We start from the raw sequence: 24,526 nt of genomic DNA, 5'->3' as shown, positions 1-24,526 counted from the left end.
TTCCTCCTATTACTTGTTTGCATACTTATCAAGCTCTATAAATAATTCTTGCTGCTTAGCTATTTGTTGTTGTAATGCCCAAGCGTTTGCAGCGTAATTGAAGCTGTTGCTGAGTATGCTCTCGAAATTAGCTTTCCACTCAGGATTTAGCAAAGATAAAAATTCCTTTTGTTTATCCTCTGACATAGAATAAAATTTATTTTTTATTTCTAAATTAAATTCTTTAAGGTTTGCCTTCAATTCATCTGATCTTGACTTAAAATTATTTTTTGACATAAAAATAGTTATAGCAAATAATAATATGATAACTAAGACTTCAAACATTTTATAATTACCTTTCCATTAATTAATTATTAATTATTATAACATATTCTAAAATCTACCTAAAACAATTATGTTTTAAATATATAAATGAACTAAAAGAAAGAATTACATACTATAAGAATGTATTCGTGCAAAATGGTTAATATATAAAGTTCGTAATGATACGAATAATGATGCGCTAAAATTGTAATAAATCTTCGTTAATGACGAATATTTAATTAAAAATAAATATAAACATATTGATTTTTTAAAAATGCTATGTTAACATGAGTATACAAGATAATAAAAAGTCATCCGTATAATCCTGATAATATGGTTCAGGAGTCTCTACGAGGAAACCTTAAATTTCCTGTCTCTATGGGTGAATCTAGTATTGCAGTGATATTTATTAATCTTAGTGATTTGGATTAATATTTAGCAAGCGTAAAGTTTCGCTACTGGATTCCCCGAGGAATTCTAGCGAAACTTTTATTTTATTTAAATTATAAGGAGGATTTTTCATGAAAGTTGCTATTATTTTTGGTAGTAAATCTGATACTGAAAAAATGAAGGGTGCAGCTAATGCATTAAAGGAGTTTAATATAGAATATAAGGCTTACATACTATCAGCTCACAGAGTACCTGAAAAGCTTATGGAGACAATAGAAAAAGCTGAAGAGGTTGGATGTGAATGTATAATAGCTGGGGCAGGACTTGCAGCTCACCTTCCAGGAGTTATAGCTTCCCACACCGTTCTTCCTGTTATAGGGGTTCCAATTAATGCTGCGGTTAATGGCATGGATTCTCTCTTATCAATAGTTCAAATGCCGAAATCTATTCCGGTGGCTACTGTAGGTATAAACAATAGCTATAATGCTGGTATGCTTGCGGTTCAAATTTTATCATTAAAATATCCAGAAATTAAAAATAAATTAAAAGAATATAGAAAGAACATGAAAGAAAAGTTTATTAAAGAAAATGAAGAAGGAGTTGAATTTTAAAATGGAAAAAAGAGAAATGTTATATGAAGGAAAAGCAAAAAAAATTTATGCTACAGATGATGCAAATAAAGTAATAGTTTACTATAAGGATGATGCTACTGCTTTTAACGGAGAAAAGAAAGGGCAGATAGAAGATAAAGGAACATTAAATAATGCAATAACTTCAATGTTATTTGAGTTATTAGAGAAAAATGGTGTAAAGAGTCACTTTGAAAGAAAATTAAATGAAAGAGAGCAACTTTGTAAGAAAGTTGAAATCATTCCTTTAGAAGTTATAGTTAGAAATGTGGCAGCAGGAAGTATGGCTAAAAGATATGGCATAGCAGAAGGTACAGAACTTAAAACTACAGTTTTTGAATTAAGCTATAAAAACGATGATTTAGGAGATCCTTTAATAAATGACTATCATGCTGTTGGAATAGGGCTCGCAACTTTTGAGGAATTAGAACTTATATATAAAATAGCAGAAAAGGTTAATGATACCTTAAAGGAGTTCTTCTTAAAGCAAGGAATAAAATTAATAGACTTTAAAATTGAAGTTGGAAGATATAATGGAGAAATTCTTTTAGCAGATGAGATTTCACCAGATACATGTAGATTTTGGGATGTAAATACTAACGAAAAGCTTGATAAAGATAGATTTAGAAGAGACTTAGGAAATGTAAAAGAGGCATATATAGAAATACTTAATAGAATAAGTGGAAATTAATAAGTGGCATATTAAATAATAATTTAGAAAGAGAAGGGGAAAAGGTTATATGAGCAACCTAACAGAAAATTTTAATGCTCCTTTATCCTTAAATTTTGAAGAGGACAAGTTTAAAGATGAATGTGGAGTATTTGGTATTTTTTCTAAGGAAAATCTAGATGTATCATCTATTACCTACTATGGCTTATATGCTCTACAGCATAGAGGGCAGGAGAGTGCAGGTATTGTAGTATCTGATGGAAAAGAATTAAATGGACACAAGAACATGGGATTAGTATCTGATATTTTTAACCAGAAAGTACTAGAAGAACTAAAGGGAATATCAGCTATAGGACATGTAAGATATTCAACTACAGGAGCTAGTAATGTTAATAATGCACAGCCTATAATTGGAAAGTATAAATTAGGATCCATTGCTATTGCTCATAATGGAAATCTTGTAAATGCAGATATTATAAGAGAACTTTTAGAGGACTGTGGATGTGTTTTTCAAACATCTATAGACACCGAAGTAATTTTAAATCTTATAGCAAGAGGCGGTAAAAAAGGAATAGAAAAAGCAGCAGTTGATGCTATTCAGGCTATAAAGGGTTCTTATGCTATAGTGATTTTAACTCAAGATAAACTTATTGGTGTTCGTGATCCAAATGGAATAAGACCATTATGCATAGGAAAAATAAACGATAGTTATATATTATCTTCAGAAAGCTGTGCATTAGATTCTGTTGGTGCAGACTTTGTAAGAGATGTAGAGCCGGGAGAAATTGTTATAATAGACGAAGAAGGAATTAGATCTATAAATTTTGCAGAAAGAACAAAATGTGAAACCTGTGCTTTTGAATATATATATTTTGCAAGACCAGATAGCACAATAGACGGTATAAATGTGTATGAATCAAGAGTAAGAACTGGGAAGAAGTTATTTGAAGAAAGTCCAGCAGAAGCAGATATAGTTATAGGTGTTCCAGATTCAGGTGTAGCAGCTGCAGTAGGATATGCAGCGGCATCTGGTATTCCATACGGAATTGGATTTATAAAGAATAAGTATGTTGGAAGAACTTTTATAACCCCTTCACAAGAAATGAGAGAAAGAGCTGTTTCTGTAAAGCTTAATCCTCTAAAAGTAAATGTTAAAGGTAAGAGAGTAGTAATTGTAGATGATTCTATAGTTAGAGGAACTACTAGTAGAAGACTAGTGGAAACCTTAAGAAAAGCTGGAGCAAAAGAGGTTCATTTTAGAGTTTCTTCTCCTATAGTAAAATATCCATGCTATTTTGGAATAGATACTCCTTATAGGAGTGAGCTTATAGGAGCAAATTCTACAGTAGAAGAAATAAGGCAGGAAATTGGAGCAGAAAGTCTAGGATATATAAGTATGGAAGGTCTAATACAATCCTTAGAAGAAAACAAAGGATTTTGCTTAGGGTGTTTTAGTGGTGTATATCCTGTATCAGCACCGATGGAAGCGGCAAAAGAACGTTTAGAATAATAGAATAGGGGTGGAACTATGATAACCTATAAGGATTCAGGAGTTAATATAGAAGAGGGTTATGAATCAGTAAAGCTTATAAAAAAACATGCAGAAAAAACATTTATTCCTGGGGTTTTAAATAACTTAGGAAGCTTTGCAGGCATGTTTGAGCTTGGTCAATATAAAAATCCTGTGCTTGTTTCAGGAACTGATGGAGTTGGAACAAAGCTTGAAATAGCTTTTAAAACAAAAAAATATGATACGGTTGGTATAGATTGTGTAGCTATGTGTGTAAATGATATTTTGTGTCATGGTGCTAAACCAATATTCTTTCTTGATTATATAGCTTGTGGAAAGCTTGATGCAAAGGTTGCTGCAGACTTGGTTAAAGGAGTTTCTGATGGGTGCGTTCAAGCTGGATGTGCTTTAATTGGAGGCGAAACCGCGGAAATGCCTGGTTTCTATCCTGAAGGAGAATATGATATAGCAGGATTTTCAGTTGGAATAGTAGAAAAAGAAAATATTATCGATGGCAGTAAAATTGAAGAAAATGATGTACTTATAGGGATAGCTTCTAGTGGACCTCATAGCAATGGTTACTCACTTATAAGAAAGCTTATTACAAATCTAGAAGAGGATTTTGGTGGAAAGAAGATAGGTGAAGAGTTATTAACTCCGACGAAAATCTATGTTAAACCTGTATTTAAGCTTATAGAAAAGTTCGAAATAAGAGGAATGGCACATATTACTGGCGGCGGATTCTTTGAAAATATACCAAGAATGTTTAATAAAGATTTTACTGCAGTTATAAATAGAGATAGTTTTGAAGTTCCAGAAATATTTAAGTATATTATTAGCAAAGGTGTAGATGAAAATCACATGTTTAACACATATAATATGGGAATAGGGTTTGTTTTATGTGTTAAAGAAGAAGATTCAAATAATGTTATTGAAGAGCTTGGCAAAATGGGCGAGAAGGCGTATAAAATAGGATATGTTAAAAAAGGGGAAAAAGAAGTATGTTTAAAATAGCTGTCCTTGTATCTGGTGGGGGAACAAACCTTCAATCGATTATAGATGCTATTAAAAGCGGATATTTATCAAACTGTAGTATTGAAGCTGTTATAAGTGATAGAAAAGAAGTGTACGCACTTGAAAGAGCTGTGACAAATGATATAAAAGCCTATGTTATTGATAGAAAAATACACAAAGGCAAAGTTTCTGATGAAATACTTAAGCTTCTTTGTGATAAAGTAGATCTTATAGTTTGTGCAGGATGGTTATCTATACTTAAAGGTGACTTAATTTCAAAATTTGAAAATAAAATAATTAATATTCATCCATCTTTAATACCTGCATTTTGTGGTGATGGTATGTATGGTATTAAAGTACATGAGAGTGCTGTAGAGCATGGAGTTAAGGTTTCGGGATGCACTGTACATTTTGTAGATAATGGAACAGATACTGGTCCGATTATACTACAAAAAACTGTGCCAGTATATGGAGAAGATACTGCTGAACTTTTACAGAAAAGAGTATTAGAACAGGAACATAAAGCTCTTCCAGAAGCTATAAAACTTATATTTGATGGAAAAGTGAAGGTCAATGGAAGAAAAGTAATTATAAAATAGTTGGAGGTATGCAAAATGTTAAATCGTGCTCTTATAAGTGTTTTTAATAAAGATGGCGTATTAGAGTTAGCTAACTTTTTAATAAAGAAAGGTGTAGAGATACTTTCCACTGGTGGAACCTTTAAATACTTAAAGGATAATGGTATAGAAGTTACAGAGGTTTCAGATGTAACTGATTTTGAGGAGATACTAGATGGAAGAGTTAAAACACTTCATCCTTTTATTCATGGAGGGATTTTAGCTATAAGAGATAACGTAAAACATATGGAAACTATAGAGAGAAAAGGTATAAAACCAATTGATGTTGTCGTAGTAAATTTATATCCTTTCTTCGATAAAGTTAAAGAAGACTTAAACTTTGAAGAAAAAGTTGAGTTTATAGATATTGGCGGTCCTACGATGATAAGAGCAGCTGCTAAAAATTTTCAAGATGTTATTGTACTTACGGATGTCAATGATTACAGCGATGTTATAGGACAAATAGAAGAAAATGGAGATGTAGATTTTAAAACAAGAAGAAAACTAGCGGGAAAAGTATTTAATCTCATGTCAGCTTATGATGGAGCTATAAGTAATTTCTTACTAGAAGAAGAATATCCAGAGTATTTAACTCTTTCCTATAAAAAGTCTATGAATTTAAGATATGGAGAGAATCCACACCAAAGTGCAGCTTACTATACAGCTACTGTAGAAAAAGGCTCTATGAAAGATTTTGAACAGCTAAATGGAAAAGAGCTTTCCTACAACAATATAAAAGATATGGATGTTGCTTGGAAGGTAGTAAGCGAGTTTGAAGAAACTACTTGTTGTGCAGTAAAACATAATACACCATGCGGAGTAGCAGTTGGAAATAGTGTTTATGATTCATATATTAAAGCTTATCAGTGCGATACTACTTCGATTTTTGGTGGTATTGTAGCTATAAACAAAAAGGTTGATAAAAAGACAGCAGAAGAAATGGTTAAAATTTTTCTAGAAATAGTGATTGCTCCAGACTTCGAGGAAGAGGCTTTAGAAGTTTTAAGATCTAAGAAGAATTTAAGGGTTATTAAATGTGATGTAAAACCTGAAAATAAAGCAGAAATTACTAAAGTTGATGGAGGAATACTTGTACAATCAGCTGACGATAAATTAGTTAGCGAAACAAAAGTAGTAACAGAAAAGGCTCCAACAGATCAGGAGATGCATGACTTGTTATTCGGGATGAAAGTATGCAAATATGTAAAATCCAACGCTATAGTTGTTGTAAGAGATGGAATGGCTAAAGGAATTGGTGGCGGACAGGTTAATAGAATATGGGCAGCTTGTCAAGCTCTTGATAGAGCTGGTGACGGTGTAGTACTTGCATCAGATGCTTTCTTCCCGTTTGAAGATGTAGTACAAGAAGCAGCTAAGTACGGTATAAAGTCTATAATTCAGCCAGGTGGTTCCATAAGAGATGCTCAATCCATAGAGGAATGTAACAAAAATGGAATATCTATGGTATTCACTGACATGAGACACTTTAAACATTAAAAGAGATAAGAGGTGTAATGTATGAATATACTAATAGTTGGTTCTGGTGGACGTGAGCATGCTATTGCATGGAAGGTAGCTCAAAACAATTCTGTAAAGAAAGTTTATTGTGTACCAGGAAATGGCGGAACAGCTGTAGAAGAAAAATGTGAAAATGTAAATATAGAGGATATAAATAAACTTGCAATCTTTGCAAAGGAAAATAATATCGAGCTTACTATTGTAGGACCTGAAGTTCCTCTTATGGAAGGAATTGTAGATAAATTTAAAGCTTTAGATTTAAAGATTTTTGGACCATCGGCTGATGCGGCTCTCCTTGAAGGCAGCAAGGCATATGCTAAAGCTTTTATGAAAAAATATAATGTAAAAACAGCTGCATATGAGGTTTTTGAAGATAAGGATGATGCTTTAAAGTTTCTCAAGGCTTGCGAGTATCCTATAGTAATAAAAGCAGATGGCTTAGCAGCTGGTAAAGGTGTAGTTATATGTGAAGACTATGAACAAGCAGAAAATACTGTAATAGAGTTTATGGTTAAAGATATTTTTAAAGGTTCAGGGAAAAAACTAGTTGTTGAAGAGTTTTTGGAAGGACCAGAAGCTTCTATTCTTTCCATAACAGATGGAGAAACAATAATTCCTTTTGTTTCCGCAAAGGATCATAAGCAAATTTATGATGGTGGAAAGGGACCTAACACAGGAGGAATGGGAGCTATATGCCCAAACCCATATTGTACAGAAGAGATATTAGAAGCATTTAAAAAGGATGTAATGGAGCCTACTTTAAAAGGCCTTAAAGAAGAAGGTTTAGACTTTGCAGGTATAATATTCTTTGGAATTATGATAACTAAAAAAGGCCCATATTTACTTGAATATAATATGAGGTTCGGAGATCCTGAAACTCAAGCTGTTTTGCCTCTTATGAATAGTGATTTAGTAGAGCTTATATATGCTTCTATTAATAAAAAATTATCACAGTTTGAATTATGCTGGAATAATGGGGCATCCTGTTGTGTTGTTGCAGCATCTCAGGGATATCCAGGAAAATATAACACTGGGCTAGAGATTACAGGTATAAGCAAAGCAAATAGAGTTTTTGCAGCTGGGGTTAAATATGAAGATGGTATTTTAAAAACTAATGGCGGCAGGGTTCTATGTACTGAAGCATTAGGAGATACTGTAGATGAAGCTATAGATAAAGCATATAAAGATTTAAAGAATATAAGTTTTGAAGGAATTTATTATAGAAATGATATAGGTAAACTATAGCGTTTAAATCTAAATTTAGAAGTATGTTTGTAGAACGTATACTGTGAAAGCGGTATACGTTCTATTATTTATGTTTAATATCACAATATTGTAAATTTAAGTAATTTTACGTATAATGAAATAGTAAAATTCAAATCTTGTTCAAAACTATGTGGTAGAAAAAAAACTAAGATAATAGTAAAATGTGTTATGTATGTTTTATTAATTTGAGAATATTTAATGTGTAACTTTCTATATGCAAAAAATACCTATTATATTTGGAGGTAAATATGAAAAAAGAAGGAAAAAGTACCAGGGCTAAAAAAAGGAAGAAGTTTTCTGCTAAAGTACTTATAACATTTATAATTTATGAATTTATAGTAGCAGCTGTTACAACACCATTGCTGGTTTTTTACGGGCCTTTTCAAAATGTTAAAAAGACTATAGTAGGTACGGCTATGGCAACCTTTAGCCATCAATATATTGCTACTACTTTTTTATCAAAGGATGAAATAAGTAAACTAATAAAGAGCAATCAAGCTGGGGGAGTAAGTGGAAGCGAGTCGGAAAATTTGAATACGATTCAAGTTAGTCATGCAAGGGATAAGGGTATAGAAAGATATGACATTCATACTAAAAAGTTTGATGGATATATACTTGAGATTAAAGATCCTACAAGAATGAAGATAGGGTATACAAATGGAATTGGAGAAGTAGGCCAGAGAACTAGCGAAATAGCAGCGGCGAATAATGCTGTAGCTGCTGTAAACGGCGGAGGATTTACTGATCGATCTCCTAATAATGGTAAGTTGTGGAGTGGTACAGGAGCTTACCCTGAAGGGATTGTTATATCCGACGGAAAAGTAGTTTATAGTGATATTAAGGATAATGAGAGAGTAAATGTAACTGCATTTACAAAGGATGGGAAGTTAATTGTTGGAGACCACACTGTAAGTGATTTGAGAAAAGAAGGTGTAGTAGAGGCTGTTTCTTTTAGAAATACTCTTGTAATAAATAGTAAACCTGTGGCTGTTGATGACGAAGGTTTAAATCCTAGAACATCTATAGGTCAAAAACAGGATGGAACTATAATAATGCTAGTTATTGATGGTAGAAAAGGGTTAAAACCTGGTGCTTCTTTAAAAGAGGTGCAAAACATACTCATACAACAAGGTGCAGTTAACGCTAGCAACCTTGATGGAGGTTCCTCGTCAACTATGTATTTAGATGGAGAGGTTATAAATGATCCATGTGACTGGAATGGCGAAAGAACTGTTGCTACGGCAATATATGTAAAACCTTAGAGGAGAGTGCAATGATGAAGGTACTAAAAAGATTAATTATATGGAGTTTAATTCCTATAACATTAGAATTGATTGGTCTCCTATATGTTGATAAATTTTATTTAAGTGATGAAACTAATTTTAATGCTAAAAAAGTTGATATTACTTCAAAGAAAGGCCCAAATAAAATTAATGTAAAAATTCCAGAAAGCGCTAAAAATGTTGGAGTTTCTTATAATGGCAATTACATTTCTTACTATGATAATGATGTATTATATGTAGTTGATACATCAAACAATAAGAAGAAAGAACTGAAATTTGAAAATGGTGCAAAGTTTTCTTCATGTAAATGGCTTCCAGATAGGGATATAATGTTAATAGCAGAGAAGTACACGGGGGGATTTGATGCAAATCATTTAAAATTTGAATCTTACAATGCAAAAAAAGATGCAAAAAGCTTTCTAAGTGATGAAAATAATAAACAAATGAAAATATCCTTGACTGATGATAAATATGAAGTATTAGATATGGCTATATCTAGTGCTACAAATGTAACATATGTTAAAGTTGGAAAAGAAGGAGTAAGAAGCAGATTATATCGTATAAATGTAATGGCTCAGGTTGAAGAAACTAAATATCCTAATTGTAAGCTAGGTAAAATAGCTGCACAAAATAAAGAAGATAGGCTAATTTACGAGGATACAACCTATAATAGAATAAGAGGAATAGGTTTAAAAAATCCTATTGCTACAGGAGAAAATGCTACTCATTATCTTTTAAATACAGATGCTGAAGATCAAATTTATATTGGAAACGGCCAGAATGGAAAAGTTAAAAAAATATTTATCATTAGCTTGAAAAAATCCAAGGATAATATGAAAACCATGACTTTACCTGAATCAGTAGATAAAAGTAACATATATATAGCTAGAGATGGAAGAATATTTGTTAACAATCCTTCAAAAGGTGTAGTCACAGAGCTTGGTACAGGAAAAGAAACTGAATATAAGGGAAAATTAGTACAAATATATAATTTGGGTGTTATATCTATAGAAAATAATAAATTGCTAGGAAGTACATTTTAAATGATTTAGTAGCATATATATAAATAAGGAACATAGGAGTAGAAATGCAGAAATACATGCAGCTACTCCTTATTTTTCTTATTAAATAAAAAATTAACATTACTTTAAAGAATAATTAAAATATTTAGAAAATAAAGATTATTAGATAAAATGAATAAAATTAAATTATTGCTAACAATAATTGTTCAAATAAAATTGAGGGTTAATATAAAATTAATAAAATTTTAAAAAATTTTTTGCAAAAAAAACCAATACAATCCTTAAAGTATTGATTTTTAAGCAGTTCGGTGTATAAACAATTGTTAAAATTAGAATATTCAAAATATTACGAAAAATAAATAGTTGTCCAAAATATATGCTATAATTACAATAGTTAAAAAATTCATTATATTTATTATATTTTTTTATTCGAAAGGAGTGTCTTTAAAATGGCGAGTAACAAGTCTATTTTTAGAACGAAGTCACTTGAGGCCATGTTGGCTCAAACGAAAGGAAAGGGGCTTAAAAAGGTTCTAGGAGCATTTGAGCTCACAATGCTAGGTATTGGTGCAATCATAGGAACAGGTATTTTCGTTCTTACAGGGGTTGCTGCAGCAGATTATGCAGGACCAGCACTTATGTTATCATTTATATTCTGTGGTATTACCTGTGCTTTCGTTGCATTGTGTTACGCTGAACTTGCTGCTATGATTCCTGTTGCAGGTAGTGCTTACACCTTCGGGTATGTCGGGCTAGGTGAGATTTGGGCATGGATTATAGGTTGGGACTTAATTCTAGAATATGTAGTTGCGGTTGCAGCTGTTGCCGTTGGTTGGTCAGGATACATTGTTTCATTACTTAAAGCAGGTGGAATAAATATCCCTGCAGCATTTGCTAATGCTCCAGGACAAAACGGTGGTATAGTAAACTTACCAGCTGTATTAGTTCTATTTGTAATAACTCTTTTACTCATGAAAGGTGTTAGTGAAAGTGCTAAGCTAAACAATATACTTGTTGTAATTAAATTAGCGGTTGTTATACTATTCATAGTTGTTGGCGTTGGACATGTTCAGCCAGCTAACTGGAATCCATTCTTCCCATTTGGTGTCAATGGTGTATTTAAAGGTGCAGCTATAATATTCTTTGCTTACCTTGGATTTGACGCAGTTACAACTGCAGCAGAAGAAGTTAAAAACCCTCAAAGAGATTTACCAATAGGTATACTTGCATCATTAGCAATATGTACAGTTTTATATATTGTAGTATCAGGTATATTAACAGGTATCGTTCCTTATGCACAGTTCCATGGTAATGCAGCTCCAGTTGCTTATGCGCTATCTTCTGTAGGAATAGAATGGGGTTCAGCGCTAGTATCGGTAGGTGCAGTTGCAGGTATATCTTCCGTATTACTTGTTATGACCTTTGGAGCAACTCGTATACTATTCTCACTATCAAGAGATGGATTGTTACCACAAGTATTTGCAGAAGTTCACCCTAAGTTTGGAACACCTGTAAAGAGTACTATACTTGTTGGTATTATGACTATGATACTTTCAGGATTTGTTCAAATAGGAAGACTTGCAGAAATGACAAACATAGGCACACTTGCAGCATTCATTGTAGTTTGTGCTTCAGTTATGGTTCTTAGAAAGAAGAGACCAGATGTTGAAAGACCATTTAGCTGTCCGGCAGTTCCAGTTGTTCCAATAATGGGAATAATATTCTGCCTATACTTAATATACTCATTGCCTAACTTTACAAAATTGGTATTTTTAATCTGGCTTGCTGTAGGTTTTGTAATATACTTCACATATGGTAAAGCTCATAGTACTATGAACTTTGAAGAACAAGCAAAATAAAAAAATAATATTTTAATAATAAAGGGATACCTTGCAATAAATCGCAAGGTATCCTTTTATTTTGTACTAAAATACTTTAATTATGAAGGGGTGACATTTGCGCTTTATTGTTTCTGATATTACTTGTATATTTGTAACACTGTATTAAGCAGAATTTGCTGCTGTGATTTCTGTTGCAGGTAGTGCTTACGCTTATGGATATGATATATGTATTCTTTGTAGAAAAATAAAATAATAAAAAAGAATATAATTTTTTGAAAATACAAATTATTTAGATATAAGAATGTAAAACTTTAAAATCATATCAATGCTTAATTGAAAAAGTTAATTTGTGATTAAATTTTTTTTGTCATTTGGCTAATTGAAAAAAAATTTTAAAGAAGTAATTGTATTCTTGCATTTTAATAGTTTTATATATACGTTGATATGACTGGTTTTAAGTTACTTATGACTCGATAGTGTCGAGAATATTGGGAAAATAAAAAATAATTTAACTTTTAAAGGTTTTAAAAAAATATATGCTATTATATTAGTAATTCAATTCAATCAAATTCTTTTAAATTTTTACACTATTTTATCAATTTTATTACATTATATCTCAATATTTTACACTTATTTTATTAATAATAAGGGGAAGGAGTGGCTTTAATGTCAAACTCAAAGTCAATTTTTAGAACGAAGCCTATTGAGGAATTGTTAGCTCAAGCTTCGGGAAAAGGATCTCTTAAAAAGGTACTTGGTGCATTCGAACTTACAATGTTAGGTATAGGTGCAATTATAGGAACAGGTATCTTTGTGCTTACAGGAGTTGCTGCAGCAGATTATGCAGGGCCAGCACTTATTCTTTCATTTATTGTTTCAGGTATCACTTGTACATTTGCAGCTTTATGTTACGCAGAACTTGCAGCTATGATTCCAATTGCAGGTAGTGCCTACACCTATGGATATGTTGGATTAGGTGAAATTTGGGCATGGATTATAGGATGGGATTTAATTCTAGAATATACTGTTGCCGTTGCTGCTGTTGCAGTAGGATGGTCAGGATATATTGTAGAGCTTTTAGCAGCAGCAGGTATTCATGTACCAGCGGCTTTAGCTAATCCTCCAGGACAAAATGGTGGAATAGTAAATCTTCCAGCTATACTTATACTAGCAGTAATAATGGCTTTACTTGTTAAAGGTGTTAGTGAAAGTGCTAAGTTAAATAACATACTTGTTATAGTTAAGTTAGCCTGTGTTATTCTATTTATAGTTGTAGCAGTAGGTCACGTTAAACCATCTAACTGGCATCCATTTTTCCCATATGGAGTTAACGGTGTATTTACAGGAGCGGCAATTATATTCTTTGCGTACGTAGGATTTGATGCTGTTGCTACAGCTGCAGAAGAAGTTAAAAATCCTCAAAGAGACTTACCAATAGGTATAGTTGCATCACTTTTAGTTTGTACAGTATTATATATTGCAGTTTCAGCAATATTAACAGGAGTTCTTCCTTATATGTCATATAAAAATAATGCTGCACCAGTTGCTTATGCACTTGCCCAAATAGGAGTAAACTGGGGTTCAGCTCTTGTTGCTGTTGGAGCAGTTGCAGGTATTACATCCGTATTACTTGTTATGACATTCGGAGCAACTCGTATACTATTTTCATTATCAAGAGATGGATTATTACCACAAGTATTCTCAGATGTTCATCCAAAGTTTGGTACACCTGTAAAGAGTACAATATTAATTGGTGTATTAACAATGGTTTTATCAGGATTCTTACAAATAGGAAAATTAGCAGAGATGACAAACATAGGTACACTAAGTGCATTTGCTATAGTTTCAATATCAGTTGTAGTTCTTAGAAAGAAAAGACCTGATATTAAGAGAGAATTTAAATGCCCAGGAGTTCCAGTTACTCCATTTATATCCGTGGCTTTCTGTGTATTCTTAATTTTTAAATTACCAAATTTCACAAAAATGGTATTTGTAATATGGCTTCTTATAGGCTTCGTAGTATACTTTGCATATGGAAGAAGTCATAGCGTAATGAATCAAGAAAAGAAAGCTTCTTAAATATAAGTATCTACAGGAGTGTAATCGTTATTATAGCTTCCCATGTATATAAGTACATGGGAAGATTTTTTTGTTTTATTCAGGTTTTTTGAAGTAATAAAGCTTTCCATCTTCTATAGAATGTTGAACAAGTCCCTTAGAAAATAAATATGATATAAATGCAGAGACACCACCGAAATTTAGATGGTATTGATAAAAACTAAGAGATAAATCATTTAAAACCGATAAGTTTTCTAGTATATCTTCTCGGGTTAGTGGCTGATCTAACAAGTCTAAAATTTGATTCTTATAGTTTTCTATATTTTCCAGGTTTTTATCAACCAATTTTTCAATTTCATCTTTATCTAATACTTCATTAGCATGACTTATTACAAAATAATCTGCATCTATGGTTTTAATTCTATTTAAGGTATTAATACTTTCTTCTATATCATAAAGATAGGGAAAAGAATATTTTTCTAGTATTTCACTACTAAATATAGAATCTCCAAGAAAGCATACTTTTTCAGGAGTTATTATACCTATTTGTTCAATGGAATGTCCTTTTAGAGGAACTATCTCAAATTTTTCATCATTAATTTTATTTACTCCATAATCAAGTACAAAATCTACATGGAGAGGTTTATTGCTTTTATCTATTCCTTTAATAGGTGTAGAAGAAAATAATATAGAAGCTTGAATCTCTGGGTTCTCCATAAATAACTTTTCTTTTAATGAGGTATATACTAAACATCCTGGATAACTCTTTTGAAAATACGTATTACCACCGTTATGATCAAGGTGATTATGAGTATTTATTATATACTTGGGATGAAGGTTATTTTCTATAAGTATCTCTTCAATTTTTTTAGCATCTGAATTATTACTTCCAGTATCAATTATTAGACAGTTTTTATTTTTAAATGCAAATACTCCTGAGTTTGTAACTGAGTGTATGTAATAAGTATTCCCCTTTATCTTAGTTAGTGTCATATATAATCACATCCTTAATTTAAGTTAATCCCACTTGTAGTGTGGTAAAATTTGCTGAGATTTGAAGTTGCAAAAAATTTTGAAATTTGGCTCTATACATGATATAATCTTTAATAAGCTATTGTAAGACAATTATGCTGTAGTATATAGAAATTGGAGGTTTTTAAATATGGATAGTGTTGCATGGGGACCGCTATTAACACTTTTTGGAATAACAGGTATCCTGCAGGGGTTAGGAATGAAGTATAACAAAGCTATTAGAAAAAAGCTTATGATTGACGCAGAAGGAATAGATAAAAAGTATATTAACTTTAAAATAAACTTTCTTATTTTTACAGGAACATTTATACTTTTAATCCAGTTAGTTGCCCGCTTTAATCCTTCAACTGGAGAAAAACTTCAAATATTACTTTCAGCTTTTTTACTTCTTGCAATAACATCTGATATGATATATAAAAAGATTAGAAACAGAAAACGTCAAAGCTAAGCTAGTAACATATAAGTTAGGTTGTTCCTATAATTAAAAATTATGGAATAGCCTAATTTTTTATGTACTGAAGTTTGGTGATGTCATTATATACAAGCTAAGTTTCTAGATAGCATTCCTATACTACCAATTTAATGTATAAAAAAATGATATAAATATTGGCACTAAAGAGCTTAATATAACTCCATTTAAGAAAGAAATTACAGTAATTTCTGGAGTTGTAGCTTTTGCTATTAAAGGTAAAGTTGTGTCCATTGAAGTAGCACCAGCAGGTGCTATAGCTGTGTAGTGGTTTAGTTTTACAGCTACTACAGGTATTAGTACAACGGCAATAAGTTCTCTAAATACATTTGTAAGGAAAGCCGTGGTTCCTACCTGTGCGCCATCTAGATTTGTAAGCAGTATTCCTGAAAGACTATACCAGCCGAAACCAGAGGCTATAGATAAGCTAGATTTAAAGGAAAGATTATAAATTAATGCAGTCAAAATACCACCAGCGAAACTCCCGAGAATAATACAAGCAGGAATTAATATAATTTTAAAACCGCTCTTTTTTAAATTCTTAATTAGACTTTTATTTGATCCTACGTCAATTCCAACAGATAATATTAAAAAGTTCAGAGCTATAGTAGATAAAGTATTGAGATTATCTATTATATTTTGAGGCATTACAAAGTATCCACACAACATTCCAGCAATAACTGCAATAATTATTGAGCCTGTCATTACTCCTCTCCCCCTCTCATAAAATAGGAAGTTACAAAGAAAACTAAAATTATACTACATATAGAAGTTAATAAGGCAAAGGTCAAAGATATTTTACCTATATTTTTTAAGTTGACCATAATAGACTTATTGCCTCCAGCTGATGCTCCCATACAGAACAAAAGAAAAATAACACCTATTTGCTGTATACGTCCGTTATAACTCTTTTGCTTGTCACTTAGGTTAAAAAAATAGCCTATAAGAATACCAATCAGTAAAGAAATCAAAATAGTCCACACTTTCCATTCCACCTCCGTAGTTAGAATTTGTTTTATCCGATGACTTACAAAAAATTTTACTCTGAAAGCAAGAATCCTGTTTATGCTTAGCTACTATTTTTTCATGCTGCAAAATCCCTTGTTTGAGCATCTACCGCAATCGTGGTCTACGTCGCTTAGAGGTTTATGCTCATCTGCCCCATAAATATATGCTAGTGATCGAAGAGATGTAAGCATGAAGTCTTCATTTACATATATTCCAAGAAAATTTTTCGAATCCAGTGCATCTAAAATATTTTTTTGATACCAAAGGGGAATTTCTCCATCACCAGGAGCTATTCTGTGGCTAAGTCCTAATCCTAGTATCTTAACTTTTTTGTATATGTGATCAAATAGTTGAGAGCTTATTTCAAAAAGATAGGATGTAGCCATTGCATCAAGAATCATACCTTCTTTCAGCTTAGCGTAGGAAAAAAACTCATTTACCTTTTCGCTAATTTTATCTCCTATGGTAACAACACAGTATACAATGTGGCTGAAATCATTAATTACATCAAAAGTAAAGTCTTTATCTTTTATATCTATGTTGAATATTCCAGCTGGCTGTACAGATTCATACAGAACAGGCAGCAAAGTTTCGTATATTGAACTGATTTCTTCATCAGTTATTGCTTCGCAGTAAGATTTTAGAGTATTAATTACTATTTTTTTATCTAGTTTAAAATTAAAATCTAATACAACCTCCATAAATTTTCCCCCTAAAAAATTTAAAAATTTACTTTCGAATTGGTACTATGTACCGATCAATAATTAAACTTTCAATCTTTGAATCCTATAACTATTATACAATAAAATGTAAATAACAGAATAGAGTTATGCATTTTTATTAAACATAGAAGAAAATTTATAAAATTAATTGACAAAATTATTAGAATAATATATATTAAATTTGTGATTAAAAATTAAATATATTAAGCTTTCAGGGCAGGGTGTAATTCCCGACCGGCGGTAAAGTCCGCGAGCTGAGTAATCAGCATGAACTGGTGAAACTCCAGTACCGACAGTAAAGTCTGGATGAAAGAAAGATTATTATTAATTGTCAGTATTTATATTTGACATATGAGCCCCTGAAAGTTTTTTCAGGGGCTTTTTAGGCATCTTCAAAAAATAACTAGTCAGTATGCTAATCGATTTTGAGTCATACTGCGTTATCAGGACCTTTATTAATTTTAAAATACATAATATAAGCATTATGTACCGAGTTTATGGAATACTAAAATGTAGACAAAGAAATATCGGTATGTGTATATCTTTACTTTTTTCTGATGTAAATTTATATAAAATATGTAAAAAATAACAAAAGTGATAATTGTATATTTAATAATTATAGATTAAAGAGGTGAGAAAATGGACAGAGGATATAATAACTCTTATGAATACTATATGAGTATTGCACTAGGCTTGGCTAAAAAAGGAGAAGGAGCAGTAAATCCAAATCCTTTAGTAGGTGCAGTAGTTGTGAATAATGGAGAAATAGTTGGAAAAGGTTATCATAAGTTTTATGGAGGACCACATGCGGAAGTTTATGCACTAGAAGAGGCAGCAGAAAAAGCTGTAGGTGCTGACATTTATGTAAGTTTAGAACCCTGTAGTCACTATGGTAAAACACCTCCTTGTGTAGAAGCTATTATAAAAGCAGGTATAAAAAGAGTGATTATTTCCATGCAAGATCCAAATCCATTAGTAGCAGGAAGAGGTATTAATTTTTTAAGAGAAAAGGGTGTTGAAGTTATAACTGGAGTTTTAGAGAGCCAAGCAAAGGAATTAAATGAAATGTTTATTAAGTACATAACAAAAAAAATACCTTTTGTAATTTTAAAAACTGCAATGACTATTGATGGCAAAATTTCCACTTATACAGGAGAATCAAAGTGGATAAGTGGAGAAGAGTCAAGGGAATATGTTCATAAGATAAGAAACAAGGTTATGGGGATAATGGTAGGTATAGGTACAGTAATAGCAGATGATCCGTTACTTACTACAAGATTAAAAGAGGGCAGTGGTAAAAGTCCTAAAGCTATAATAATAGATTCTAAATTGAGGATACCTATGGAGTCCAAAATCTTAGAAACTTTGAATGAAAGAGAAGTAATAATTGCTTGTACAGAGAACTTCGATAATGAAAGAAAAGACATTTTAGAAGAAAAAGGAGTAAGAGTTATAGTTACTCCTAAGGATAAAAATAATAAAGTGGATTTAAATTATCTGATCAAGGAGCTAGGTAAGCTAGGTATAGATAGCATATTACTAGAAGGAGGAGGCGAATTAAATTTTGCTGCAGTAAGCTCTAAAATAGTGGATAAAATCATGTGCTTTATAGCCCCAAAAATCGTTGGAGGCAAAGGCTCTAAAACTCCAATTGAGGGACAGGGAATAGAAAAAATAGATGAAGCAATAAAGGTTCAAAATATTACATATAAAGTATTTGGAAGTGACTTGTTGTTACAAGGATACTTATATTCTTAGCATGGTGGTGATTAAATGTTTACGGGTTTAGTAGAGGAGATTGGAGAAATAACTAATATTTTTAGTGGAGAGAAATCTGCCAGGCTTACAATAAAATCAAAAAAAGTACTGGAAGATGTGAAATTAGGCGATAGTATTGCAGTTAATGGTGTGTGTTTAACTGTAACTAGTTTTAATGAAAATTGTTTTACCGTAGATGTTATGGCAGAAACTTTGAGGAAAAGCAATTTGGGAAACTTAGGTAAAAAAAGTAAGGTTAATCTTGAAAGAGCTATGGCTCTTGGTGCAAGATTTGGAGGTCATATAGTAAGTGGACACATAGATGGCACAGGGAAAATTGTAAGTACAAAAAATGAAGATATAGCTACATGGATTACAGTAGAAAGTGATTCTAATCTTTTAAGATACATAGTTTTAAAAGGTTCTGTAACTATAGATGGTATTAGTCTTACAGTTGCTGATTTAGGAGATAATTTTTTTAAAGTTTCACTTATACCACACACGAAAGAAGAAGCTACTCTTCATGGAAAAAAAGTTGGAGATGAAGTAAATATTGAATGTGATATAGTAGGAAAATATGTTGAAAGACTTTTATTTATGAAAGATAGGGAAGAAAGCAAGCAAAATGGAGTTACAGAAAATTTGCTTAAAGAATATGGATTCATGTAAGCAGACATACAAAATCTATGATTTTGATATGGTCGCTTAAGCAGAGAACTCAAATCTATGATTTGAAGTGAATCGCTTACTCAGTGAGTACTCATTCGACGGTAGGAGAAGGAGTTTCATATAATAATTAAATATACCTAATTTATCGAAAGGGAGATGCATAGTATGGGATACAAATTTAACACTATAGAAGAGGCATTAGTGGATATACGAGAAGGAAAAATGATTGTTGTAGTAGATGATGAGAACCGTGAAAATGAAGGGGATCTTCTAATGGCTGCAGAAAAGGCTACTCATGAAAATGTAAATTTTATGGCTAAGTATGGAAGAGGGCTTATATGCACACCTATGACAGGAGAAAGACTTAAAGAACTTAATATTGATCATATGGTTAAGGATAATACTGATAAATTTTATACGGCTTTTACAATATCTGTCGATGCGGTAGGTACTTCTACTGGTATTTCTGCTTATGACAGAGCATTGACTATACAAAAATTAATATCGAGTTCTAATGGTGATGACTTTAAAAGACCAGGACACATATTTCCATTAGAAGCAAAGGAAGGTGGAGTACTTACAAGAGCAGGACATACTGAAGCTGCAGTGGACTTAGCTCGTATGTCTGGACTTTATCCAGCAGGAGTAATTTGCGAAATAATGAATGAAGATGGAACAATGGCTAGAGTTCCTCAGCTTATGGAATTTGTTGAAAAGCATAATTTAAAGATTATAACTATAGCTGATTTAATAGCTTATAGAAGAAAGAATGAGATATTTATAAAGGCAGCAGCAGAAGCAAACATACCAACTAAATTCGGTGAATTTAGAGCAGTAGGATATGAAAATACATTGACAGGAGAACATCATGTGGCTTTTGTTAAAGGCGAAAATTTTGGAGATGAGCCAGTTCTAGTAAGAGTACATTCTGAATGTTTAACAGGTGATGTATTTCATTCTTTAAGGTGTGACTGTGGAGATCAATTAGCAGCAGCAATGACACAAATAGAGGAAGAGGGGAAAGGTGTACTCTTATATATGAGACAGGAGGGAAGAGGCATAGGACTTATAAATAAGCTTAAGGCTTACGCCCTTCAGGAAAAGGGTATGGATACAGTGGAAGCAAATATTGCACTAGGTTTTCCAGCAGATTTAAGAGATTATGGAATAGGAGCACAGATACTTCAAGATCTAGGTATAAAAAAAGTTAGACTTTTGACTAATAATCCTAAAAAAATAGCTGGACTTTCCGGCTATGGTATTGAAATAGTAGATAGGGTACCAATACAAATTGAACACGCAAAAGAGTGTGAACATTACATGAGAACCAAAAAAGAAAAAATGGGGCATATTCTTAAATTATAGATATCCAATCTGAGTGCTTAACTTATTAGCGGTATTCATAGGGGTACCTTGGTTAAGTCAATTATCGAAGTTGGATATCTATATTAAGTATCAGTAAACTAATATAAAATAAGCTGAATAGTTATAGGAGGAATAAAGGATGAAAGTATACGAAGGAAAGTTAACAGCGGAAGGATTAAAGTTTGGAATAGTAGTTGGAAGGTTTAATGAGTTTATAGGTTCAAAACTTCTTGGTGGAGCTATAGATTGTTTAAAGAGACATGGAGCACCAGAAGAAAATATAGAAGTAAGTTGGGTGCCAGGAGCATTTGAGATTCCATTGATAGCGCAAAAAATGGCAGCAATGAAAAAGTATGATGCAATAATATGTTTAGGTGCAGTAATTAGAGGTTCAACTCCTCATTTTGATTATGTTTGCAGCGAAGTATCAAAGGGAGTAGCACATGTATCACTACATTCTGACATGCCAGTGATCTTTGGGGTGCTAACAACTGAAAGTATAGAACAGGCAATTGAAAGAGCAGGAACTAAGGCTGGAAATAAGGGATATGATGCGGCAATGACAGCAATAGAAATGTCAAATCTTATTAAGGATCTAAAATAATTTTATAAACATATTAATATAATGACTTTACCTTGGGAAAGATAAACTCAGAGGTGAGTTTAATGGAAAATAAACCAGATGAAGAATTATATGAAGAAAAGACAGAAAGTAAGGAAAACAAAGAAGAAGATTCAAAGGATTATTATCCTATTATAATGGGTGTTGAAATACCATATAGGGGATTAACAAGCAAGTACTATTAGGACTGCATAAATTAAGCAGTCCTAATAGTACTTTTTATATAAGTTCTTTAAGTTTTTCTTCTATGTAAGTTTTTATTTCTTTATCATTGATGTATAGATTATCATCTATATCACCAGGTTTTACTCTAAAGAAATTTATAACTAATTTATTATCTACAATTTTATACTCATCTAAATGCATAGGAGAAATTATAACTTCTAATTCTTCATATTTTTCATTTTGGAGTTTTTCCATAAGATCATCTAAGTTAAGTTTTTTTAGAGGCTGAATCATTAGATTAGTATATTCTAAATCCTCCATCATCCACATATTATTGTTCCAAAATCTTCCCTCTTTTTTATTGTTAGCTGAAAGTGGCTCTCTGTTAGTTATAGCACTGAGTACCTTACGAACAGATTCAGCATTAAACTCATTATCATATATAAGAGTTAAACCAGTCATATTCGATACATCATTAAGATATTTTTCAGAAACCTTTTCTCTGTCATTTGTAGCCTGCCAAAAATAAAGCATAGCTTCGATTAAATCCATGTTTAATTTTATTCTTTTTAACATAAAATATACTCCTTTCAAAAGTTCGATCTTTTATAAATATTCTTCATTAATCCTTGTAAATCCTTTTCAAAAGAAAAAATATACAAAAAAGGTTATTTCATATTACTGAAACAACCTTTTAAATTTATTGATTTTCACTTTCAAATTTTTTTAATAAATTATGTTTTAAGATTTCATCAGAATACTCTAATTGATTTAAAGCATTTTCCTTTCTATTTTTAAGGTCTTCATTTTCATCTACTTTTTCTTCAGTAATCATATCGAAATAAGTATTAGTTTGGGCCATATAATAATACTTGCTGTCAATAAAGGAACCATCTCTAAAAATGACATTGCCTTCTTTAGAATTAAATAAGTCTTTACCCATTAAATTATTATTTGGAATATCAAATAAGCTGCATATCGTTGGGTATATATCCATTTGACCACCATAAATACTGTTCACACCTTTGTTAGATTCATCAGGAAAGTGAATCATCATAGGTACTTTTTGAAGTTTAATCCACTGAAGATCAGATAATGAATCTTTGTTTAAAAATTTAGCAAGCTCAGATATATGATCCTTCGGAATAGCATAATGATCTCCGTACAATACCACTACCGAATCCTTTAAAATCCCTTCCTTATCAAGCTTATCAAAAAACATGCCAAGCTGCTCATCAGTATAATGGATACTTTTTAAGTAATTTCCTAAAAGAGTTCCTTCGTATGGTCCGACGTCAAAGTTACCATAATTATCAACATCGTCATAAGGAAAATGACTACTTAAGGTTATTAAAAATGAATAGTAAGGTTTGTTAAGCTCTTTGATCTTATCTACAGATTGAGAAAGAAATGATCTATCACTCAATCCAAGACCTATAGTTTCATCTATATCATAATTTTTTTCACTATAAAAATTATTGAAGCCGAATCTCTTATAAATTATATTTCTATTCCAGAAGCTCTCCCTGTACCCATGTAAAGCAGCAGTGTCATAACCTAAGTCTCTAAAATTCTTAGGCATAGAATTAAACTCATTACCACAATATAAAAAATAGGCTGCACCAGAAGCTGCGGGATAGAGGGAATTATTAGACATAAATTCAGCATCTGAGGTTCCTCCAGCGGCAATTTGATAATAAAAATTATCAAAATAAACACTACTCTTAGCCCATTTATTTAAATTTGGAGTTATATACTGTCCTTCTATTTTATTATTTATTACAAAACCTTGTAGAGCTTCCACTTGAATCATGATTAGATTTTTACCCTTTGCAATTCCCTTAAGAGAAGATGTATCTTGAGAATTGGTTTGTAAAAAGGTTTTTATTTCACTTTCTTTTTCCTTTGAAACAGGAGTTCTTCTACTTATGCTAGTATAAAGTGAATTGTAGAAATCTAAATAATGATAGTTAACTGAACCAAGATTCTTTACTATATAAACCTTATTATACATTGTACTCAAAAGTCTTGGTTGTTCCTTAGATAAATCATAAAAACTATTTATATTGATAACGGAACCTATAATCATTAGAATGAAAAAAAGTGATAATTTTAATGATCGGGATATTTCTATCCTATTTATATATCTAAATTTATTTATTTTCGGAAATATAAAAATTATATCTATAGCGTACAGAAAATCTGAAAACTTTATAAGATTGCTGACGCTAGATTTTACTGCACCTAACTGAAGTCCATTTATTAAAACCGGTATAGATATTACATCCTTAAAATATCTAAAATATGTGAGATCTGCTATAATAAAGATTGTTATAACTATATTGCATATATATAAAAATCTAACCCTTCTCTGACTATTTAAAAGTAGTGATATTGCTGCAAGGAGTAAAACAGAGGCAAATACAGATGGAAATAATGAAAAATATGAAAAATAACCGTTTTCCATTTGTTTTCCATAAATGAGAACTTTTGTTACTACTAAAAGTACAAATAATAATACATCTAAATATGTACGGATATATGAATTTAGTTTTTCCATCTTTAATCCTCCAGACAATAAACTATTCACCATTA

24 protein-coding genes and 2 riboswitches are annotated in these 24,526 nt (G+C 31.6%); of the genes, 17 read left to right on the top strand and 7 right to left on the bottom strand.

Annotated features, from left to right (window positions below):
• Positions 1–9: 9 nt before the first annotated feature.
• Positions 10–324 (bottom strand): hypothetical protein, encoded by a 315-nt coding sequence (locus ACZ5N4_RS21970; protein ID WP_464204626.1) that lies wholly within the window; start codon positions 322–324, stop codon positions 10–12.
• A 274-nt stretch (positions 325–598) separates the two neighbouring features.
• A riboswitch (purine riboswitch) is annotated at positions 599–702 on the top strand.
• Positions 703–824: 122 nt separating this feature from the next.
• Between ACZ5N4_RS21970 and purE the strand changes: the two genes are divergently transcribed.
• From purE to ACZ5N4_RS21915, 11 genes are all read left to right on the top strand, one after another.
• Positions 825–1,304: a 5-(carboxyamino)imidazole ribonucleotide mutase gene (gene purE, locus ACZ5N4_RS21965; RefSeq protein ID WP_464204625.1), complete on the top strand. Its 480-nt coding sequence runs from the start codon at positions 825–827 to the stop codon at positions 1,302–1,304.
• A gap of 1 nt (position 1,305) precedes the next feature.
• Positions 1,306–2,013, top strand: a complete 708-nt coding sequence (purC, locus tag ACZ5N4_RS21960; protein WP_211142296.1) for a phosphoribosylaminoimidazolesuccinocarboxamide synthase — start codon at positions 1,306–1,308, stop codon at positions 2,011–2,013.
• A 49-nt stretch (positions 2,014–2,062) separates the two neighbouring features.
• The gene (gene purF / locus ACZ5N4_RS21955; RefSeq protein ID WP_464204624.1) at positions 2,063–3,502 is read left to right on the top strand and encodes an amidophosphoribosyltransferase; all 1,440 of its coding nucleotides are present in this window, start codon (positions 2,063–2,065) and stop codon (positions 3,500–3,502) included.
• 18 nt (positions 3,503–3,520) lie between these two features.
• Positions 3,521–4,516: a phosphoribosylformylglycinamidine cyclo-ligase gene (purM, locus tag ACZ5N4_RS21950; protein WP_464204623.1), complete on the top strand. Its 996-nt coding sequence runs from the start codon at positions 3,521–3,523 to the stop codon at positions 4,514–4,516.
• Complete coding sequence (gene purN, locus ACZ5N4_RS21945) at positions 4,504–5,115, top strand: phosphoribosylglycinamide formyltransferase (protein ID WP_464204622.1); 612 nt, start codon at positions 4,504–4,506, stop codon at positions 5,113–5,115. Before purM ends, purN begins: the two co-directional genes overlap by 13 nt.
• 15 nt (positions 5,116–5,130) lie before the next feature.
• Positions 5,131–6,630, top strand: a complete 1,500-nt coding sequence (gene purH, locus ACZ5N4_RS21940) for a bifunctional phosphoribosylaminoimidazolecarboxamide formyltransferase/IMP cyclohydrolase (protein ID WP_464204621.1) — start codon at positions 5,131–5,133, stop codon at positions 6,628–6,630.
• A 21-nt stretch (positions 6,631–6,651) separates the two neighbouring features.
• Complete coding sequence (gene purD, locus ACZ5N4_RS21935; RefSeq protein WP_464204620.1) at positions 6,652–7,896, top strand: phosphoribosylamine--glycine ligase; 1,245 nt, start codon at positions 6,652–6,654, stop codon at positions 7,894–7,896.
• Between the two features lie 269 nt (positions 7,897–8,165).
• Complete coding sequence (locus ACZ5N4_RS21930) at positions 8,166–9,179, top strand: phosphodiester glycosidase family protein (protein ID WP_464204619.1); 1,014 nt, start codon at positions 8,166–8,168, stop codon at positions 9,177–9,179.
• An 11-nt stretch (positions 9,180–9,190) separates the two neighbouring features.
• Positions 9,191–10,243: a hypothetical protein gene (locus tag ACZ5N4_RS21925; RefSeq protein ID WP_464204618.1), complete on the top strand. Its 1,053-nt coding sequence runs from the start codon at positions 9,191–9,193 to the stop codon at positions 10,241–10,243.
• Between the two features lie 428 nt (positions 10,244–10,671).
• Positions 10,672–12,081, top strand: a complete 1,410-nt coding sequence (locus tag ACZ5N4_RS21920) for an amino acid permease (RefSeq protein WP_464204617.1) — start codon at positions 10,672–10,674, stop codon at positions 12,079–12,081.
• Positions 12,082–12,729: 648 nt separating this feature from the next.
• A complete protein-coding gene (locus ACZ5N4_RS21915) occupies positions 12,730–14,142 on the top strand; it encodes an amino acid permease (protein WP_464204616.1) in 1,413 nt (470 codons plus the stop codon).
• Between the two features lie 75 nt (positions 14,143–14,217).
• On the opposite strand, the gene ACZ5N4_RS21910 is transcribed toward ACZ5N4_RS21915, so the two are convergent.
• On the bottom strand, positions 14,218–15,114 hold the full coding sequence (locus ACZ5N4_RS21910) for an MBL fold metallo-hydrolase (RefSeq protein ID WP_464204615.1): 897 nt from the start codon (positions 15,112–15,114) through the stop codon (positions 14,218–14,220).
• Positions 15,115–15,283: 169 nt separating this feature from the next.
• On the opposite strand from ACZ5N4_RS21910, the gene ACZ5N4_RS21905 reads away from it, so the two are divergent.
• Positions 15,284–15,601 carry a hypothetical protein gene (locus ACZ5N4_RS21905; RefSeq protein ID WP_464204614.1) on the top strand — a complete coding sequence of 106 codons (318 nt, stop codon included), beginning with the start codon at positions 15,284–15,286 and terminating at the stop codon, positions 15,599–15,601.
• Positions 15,602–15,724: 123 nt separating this feature from the next.
• Here ACZ5N4_RS21905 and ACZ5N4_RS21900 read toward each other — a convergent pair whose 3' ends face one another.
• The 3 genes from ACZ5N4_RS21900 to ACZ5N4_RS21890 all read right to left on the bottom strand — a co-directional run bounded on the left by ACZ5N4_RS21900 (position 15,725) and on the right by ACZ5N4_RS21890 (position 17,331).
• Positions 15,725–16,327 carry a LysO family transporter gene (locus tag ACZ5N4_RS21900; RefSeq protein WP_464204613.1) on the bottom strand — a complete coding sequence of 201 codons (603 nt, stop codon included), beginning with the start codon at positions 16,325–16,327 and terminating at the stop codon, positions 15,725–15,727.
• Entirely contained in the window at positions 16,327–16,605 is a 279-nt protein-coding gene (locus ACZ5N4_RS21895; protein WP_464204612.1) for a LysO family transporter, read from the bottom strand. Before ACZ5N4_RS21895 ends, ACZ5N4_RS21900 begins: the two co-directional genes overlap by 1 nt.
• Before the next feature lie 93 nt (positions 16,606–16,698).
• Positions 16,699–17,331, bottom strand: a complete 633-nt coding sequence (locus ACZ5N4_RS21890; protein WP_464204610.1) for a 5-methyltetrahydrofolate--homocysteine methyltransferase — start codon at positions 17,329–17,331, stop codon at positions 16,699–16,701.
• 224 nt (positions 17,332–17,555) lie between these two features.
• Positions 17,556–17,674: riboswitch (FMN riboswitch) on the top strand.
• A 317-nt stretch (positions 17,675–17,991) separates the two neighbouring features.
• Here ACZ5N4_RS21890 and ribD point away from each other — a divergent pair.
• From ribD to ACZ5N4_RS21865, 5 genes are all read left to right on the top strand, one after another.
• Positions 17,992–19,110, top strand: coding sequence for a bifunctional diaminohydroxyphosphoribosylaminopyrimidine deaminase/5-amino-6-(5-phosphoribosylamino)uracil reductase RibD (gene ribD, locus ACZ5N4_RS21885; protein WP_464204609.1), 1,119 nt, complete (start codon positions 17,992–17,994; stop codon positions 19,108–19,110).
• Positions 19,111–19,125: 15 nt separating this feature from the next.
• Positions 19,126–19,779, top strand: a complete 654-nt coding sequence (locus ACZ5N4_RS21880) for a riboflavin synthase (protein ID WP_464204608.1) — start codon at positions 19,126–19,128, stop codon at positions 19,777–19,779.
• 165 nt (positions 19,780–19,944) lie between these two features.
• Positions 19,945–21,144, top strand: a complete 1,200-nt coding sequence (locus ACZ5N4_RS21875; protein WP_464204607.1) for a bifunctional 3,4-dihydroxy-2-butanone-4-phosphate synthase/GTP cyclohydrolase II — start codon at positions 19,945–19,947, stop codon at positions 21,142–21,144.
• Between the two features lie 139 nt (positions 21,145–21,283).
• The gene (gene ribH / locus ACZ5N4_RS21870; RefSeq protein WP_178908129.1) at positions 21,284–21,748 is read left to right on the top strand and encodes a 6,7-dimethyl-8-ribityllumazine synthase; all 465 of its coding nucleotides are present in this window, start codon (positions 21,284–21,286) and stop codon (positions 21,746–21,748) included.
• 62 nt (positions 21,749–21,810) lie between these two features.
• Positions 21,811–21,951 carry a hypothetical protein gene (locus tag ACZ5N4_RS21865; protein ID WP_464204606.1) on the top strand — a complete coding sequence of 47 codons (141 nt, stop codon included), beginning with the start codon at positions 21,811–21,813 and terminating at the stop codon, positions 21,949–21,951.
• A gap of 34 nt (positions 21,952–21,985) precedes the next feature.
• Here the strand turns inward: ACZ5N4_RS21865 and ACZ5N4_RS21860 are convergent, their stop codons facing one another.
• Together ACZ5N4_RS21860 and ACZ5N4_RS21855 are read right to left on the bottom strand one after the other, a co-directional pair.
• Positions 21,986–22,507, bottom strand: coding sequence for a TDE2712 family protein (locus tag ACZ5N4_RS21860; RefSeq protein WP_464204605.1), 522 nt, complete (start codon positions 22,505–22,507; stop codon positions 21,986–21,988).
• Between the two features lie 124 nt (positions 22,508–22,631).
• A complete protein-coding gene (locus ACZ5N4_RS21855) occupies positions 22,632–24,491 on the bottom strand; it encodes an LTA synthase family protein (protein ID WP_464204604.1) in 1,860 nt (619 codons plus the stop codon).
• Between the last annotated feature and the right edge of the window lie 35 nt (positions 24,492–24,526).

The sequence above is a fragment of the Clostridium nitrophenolicum genome (assembly GCF_055391695.1).
This window is presented reverse-complemented; position numbering and strand designations above follow the sequence as displayed.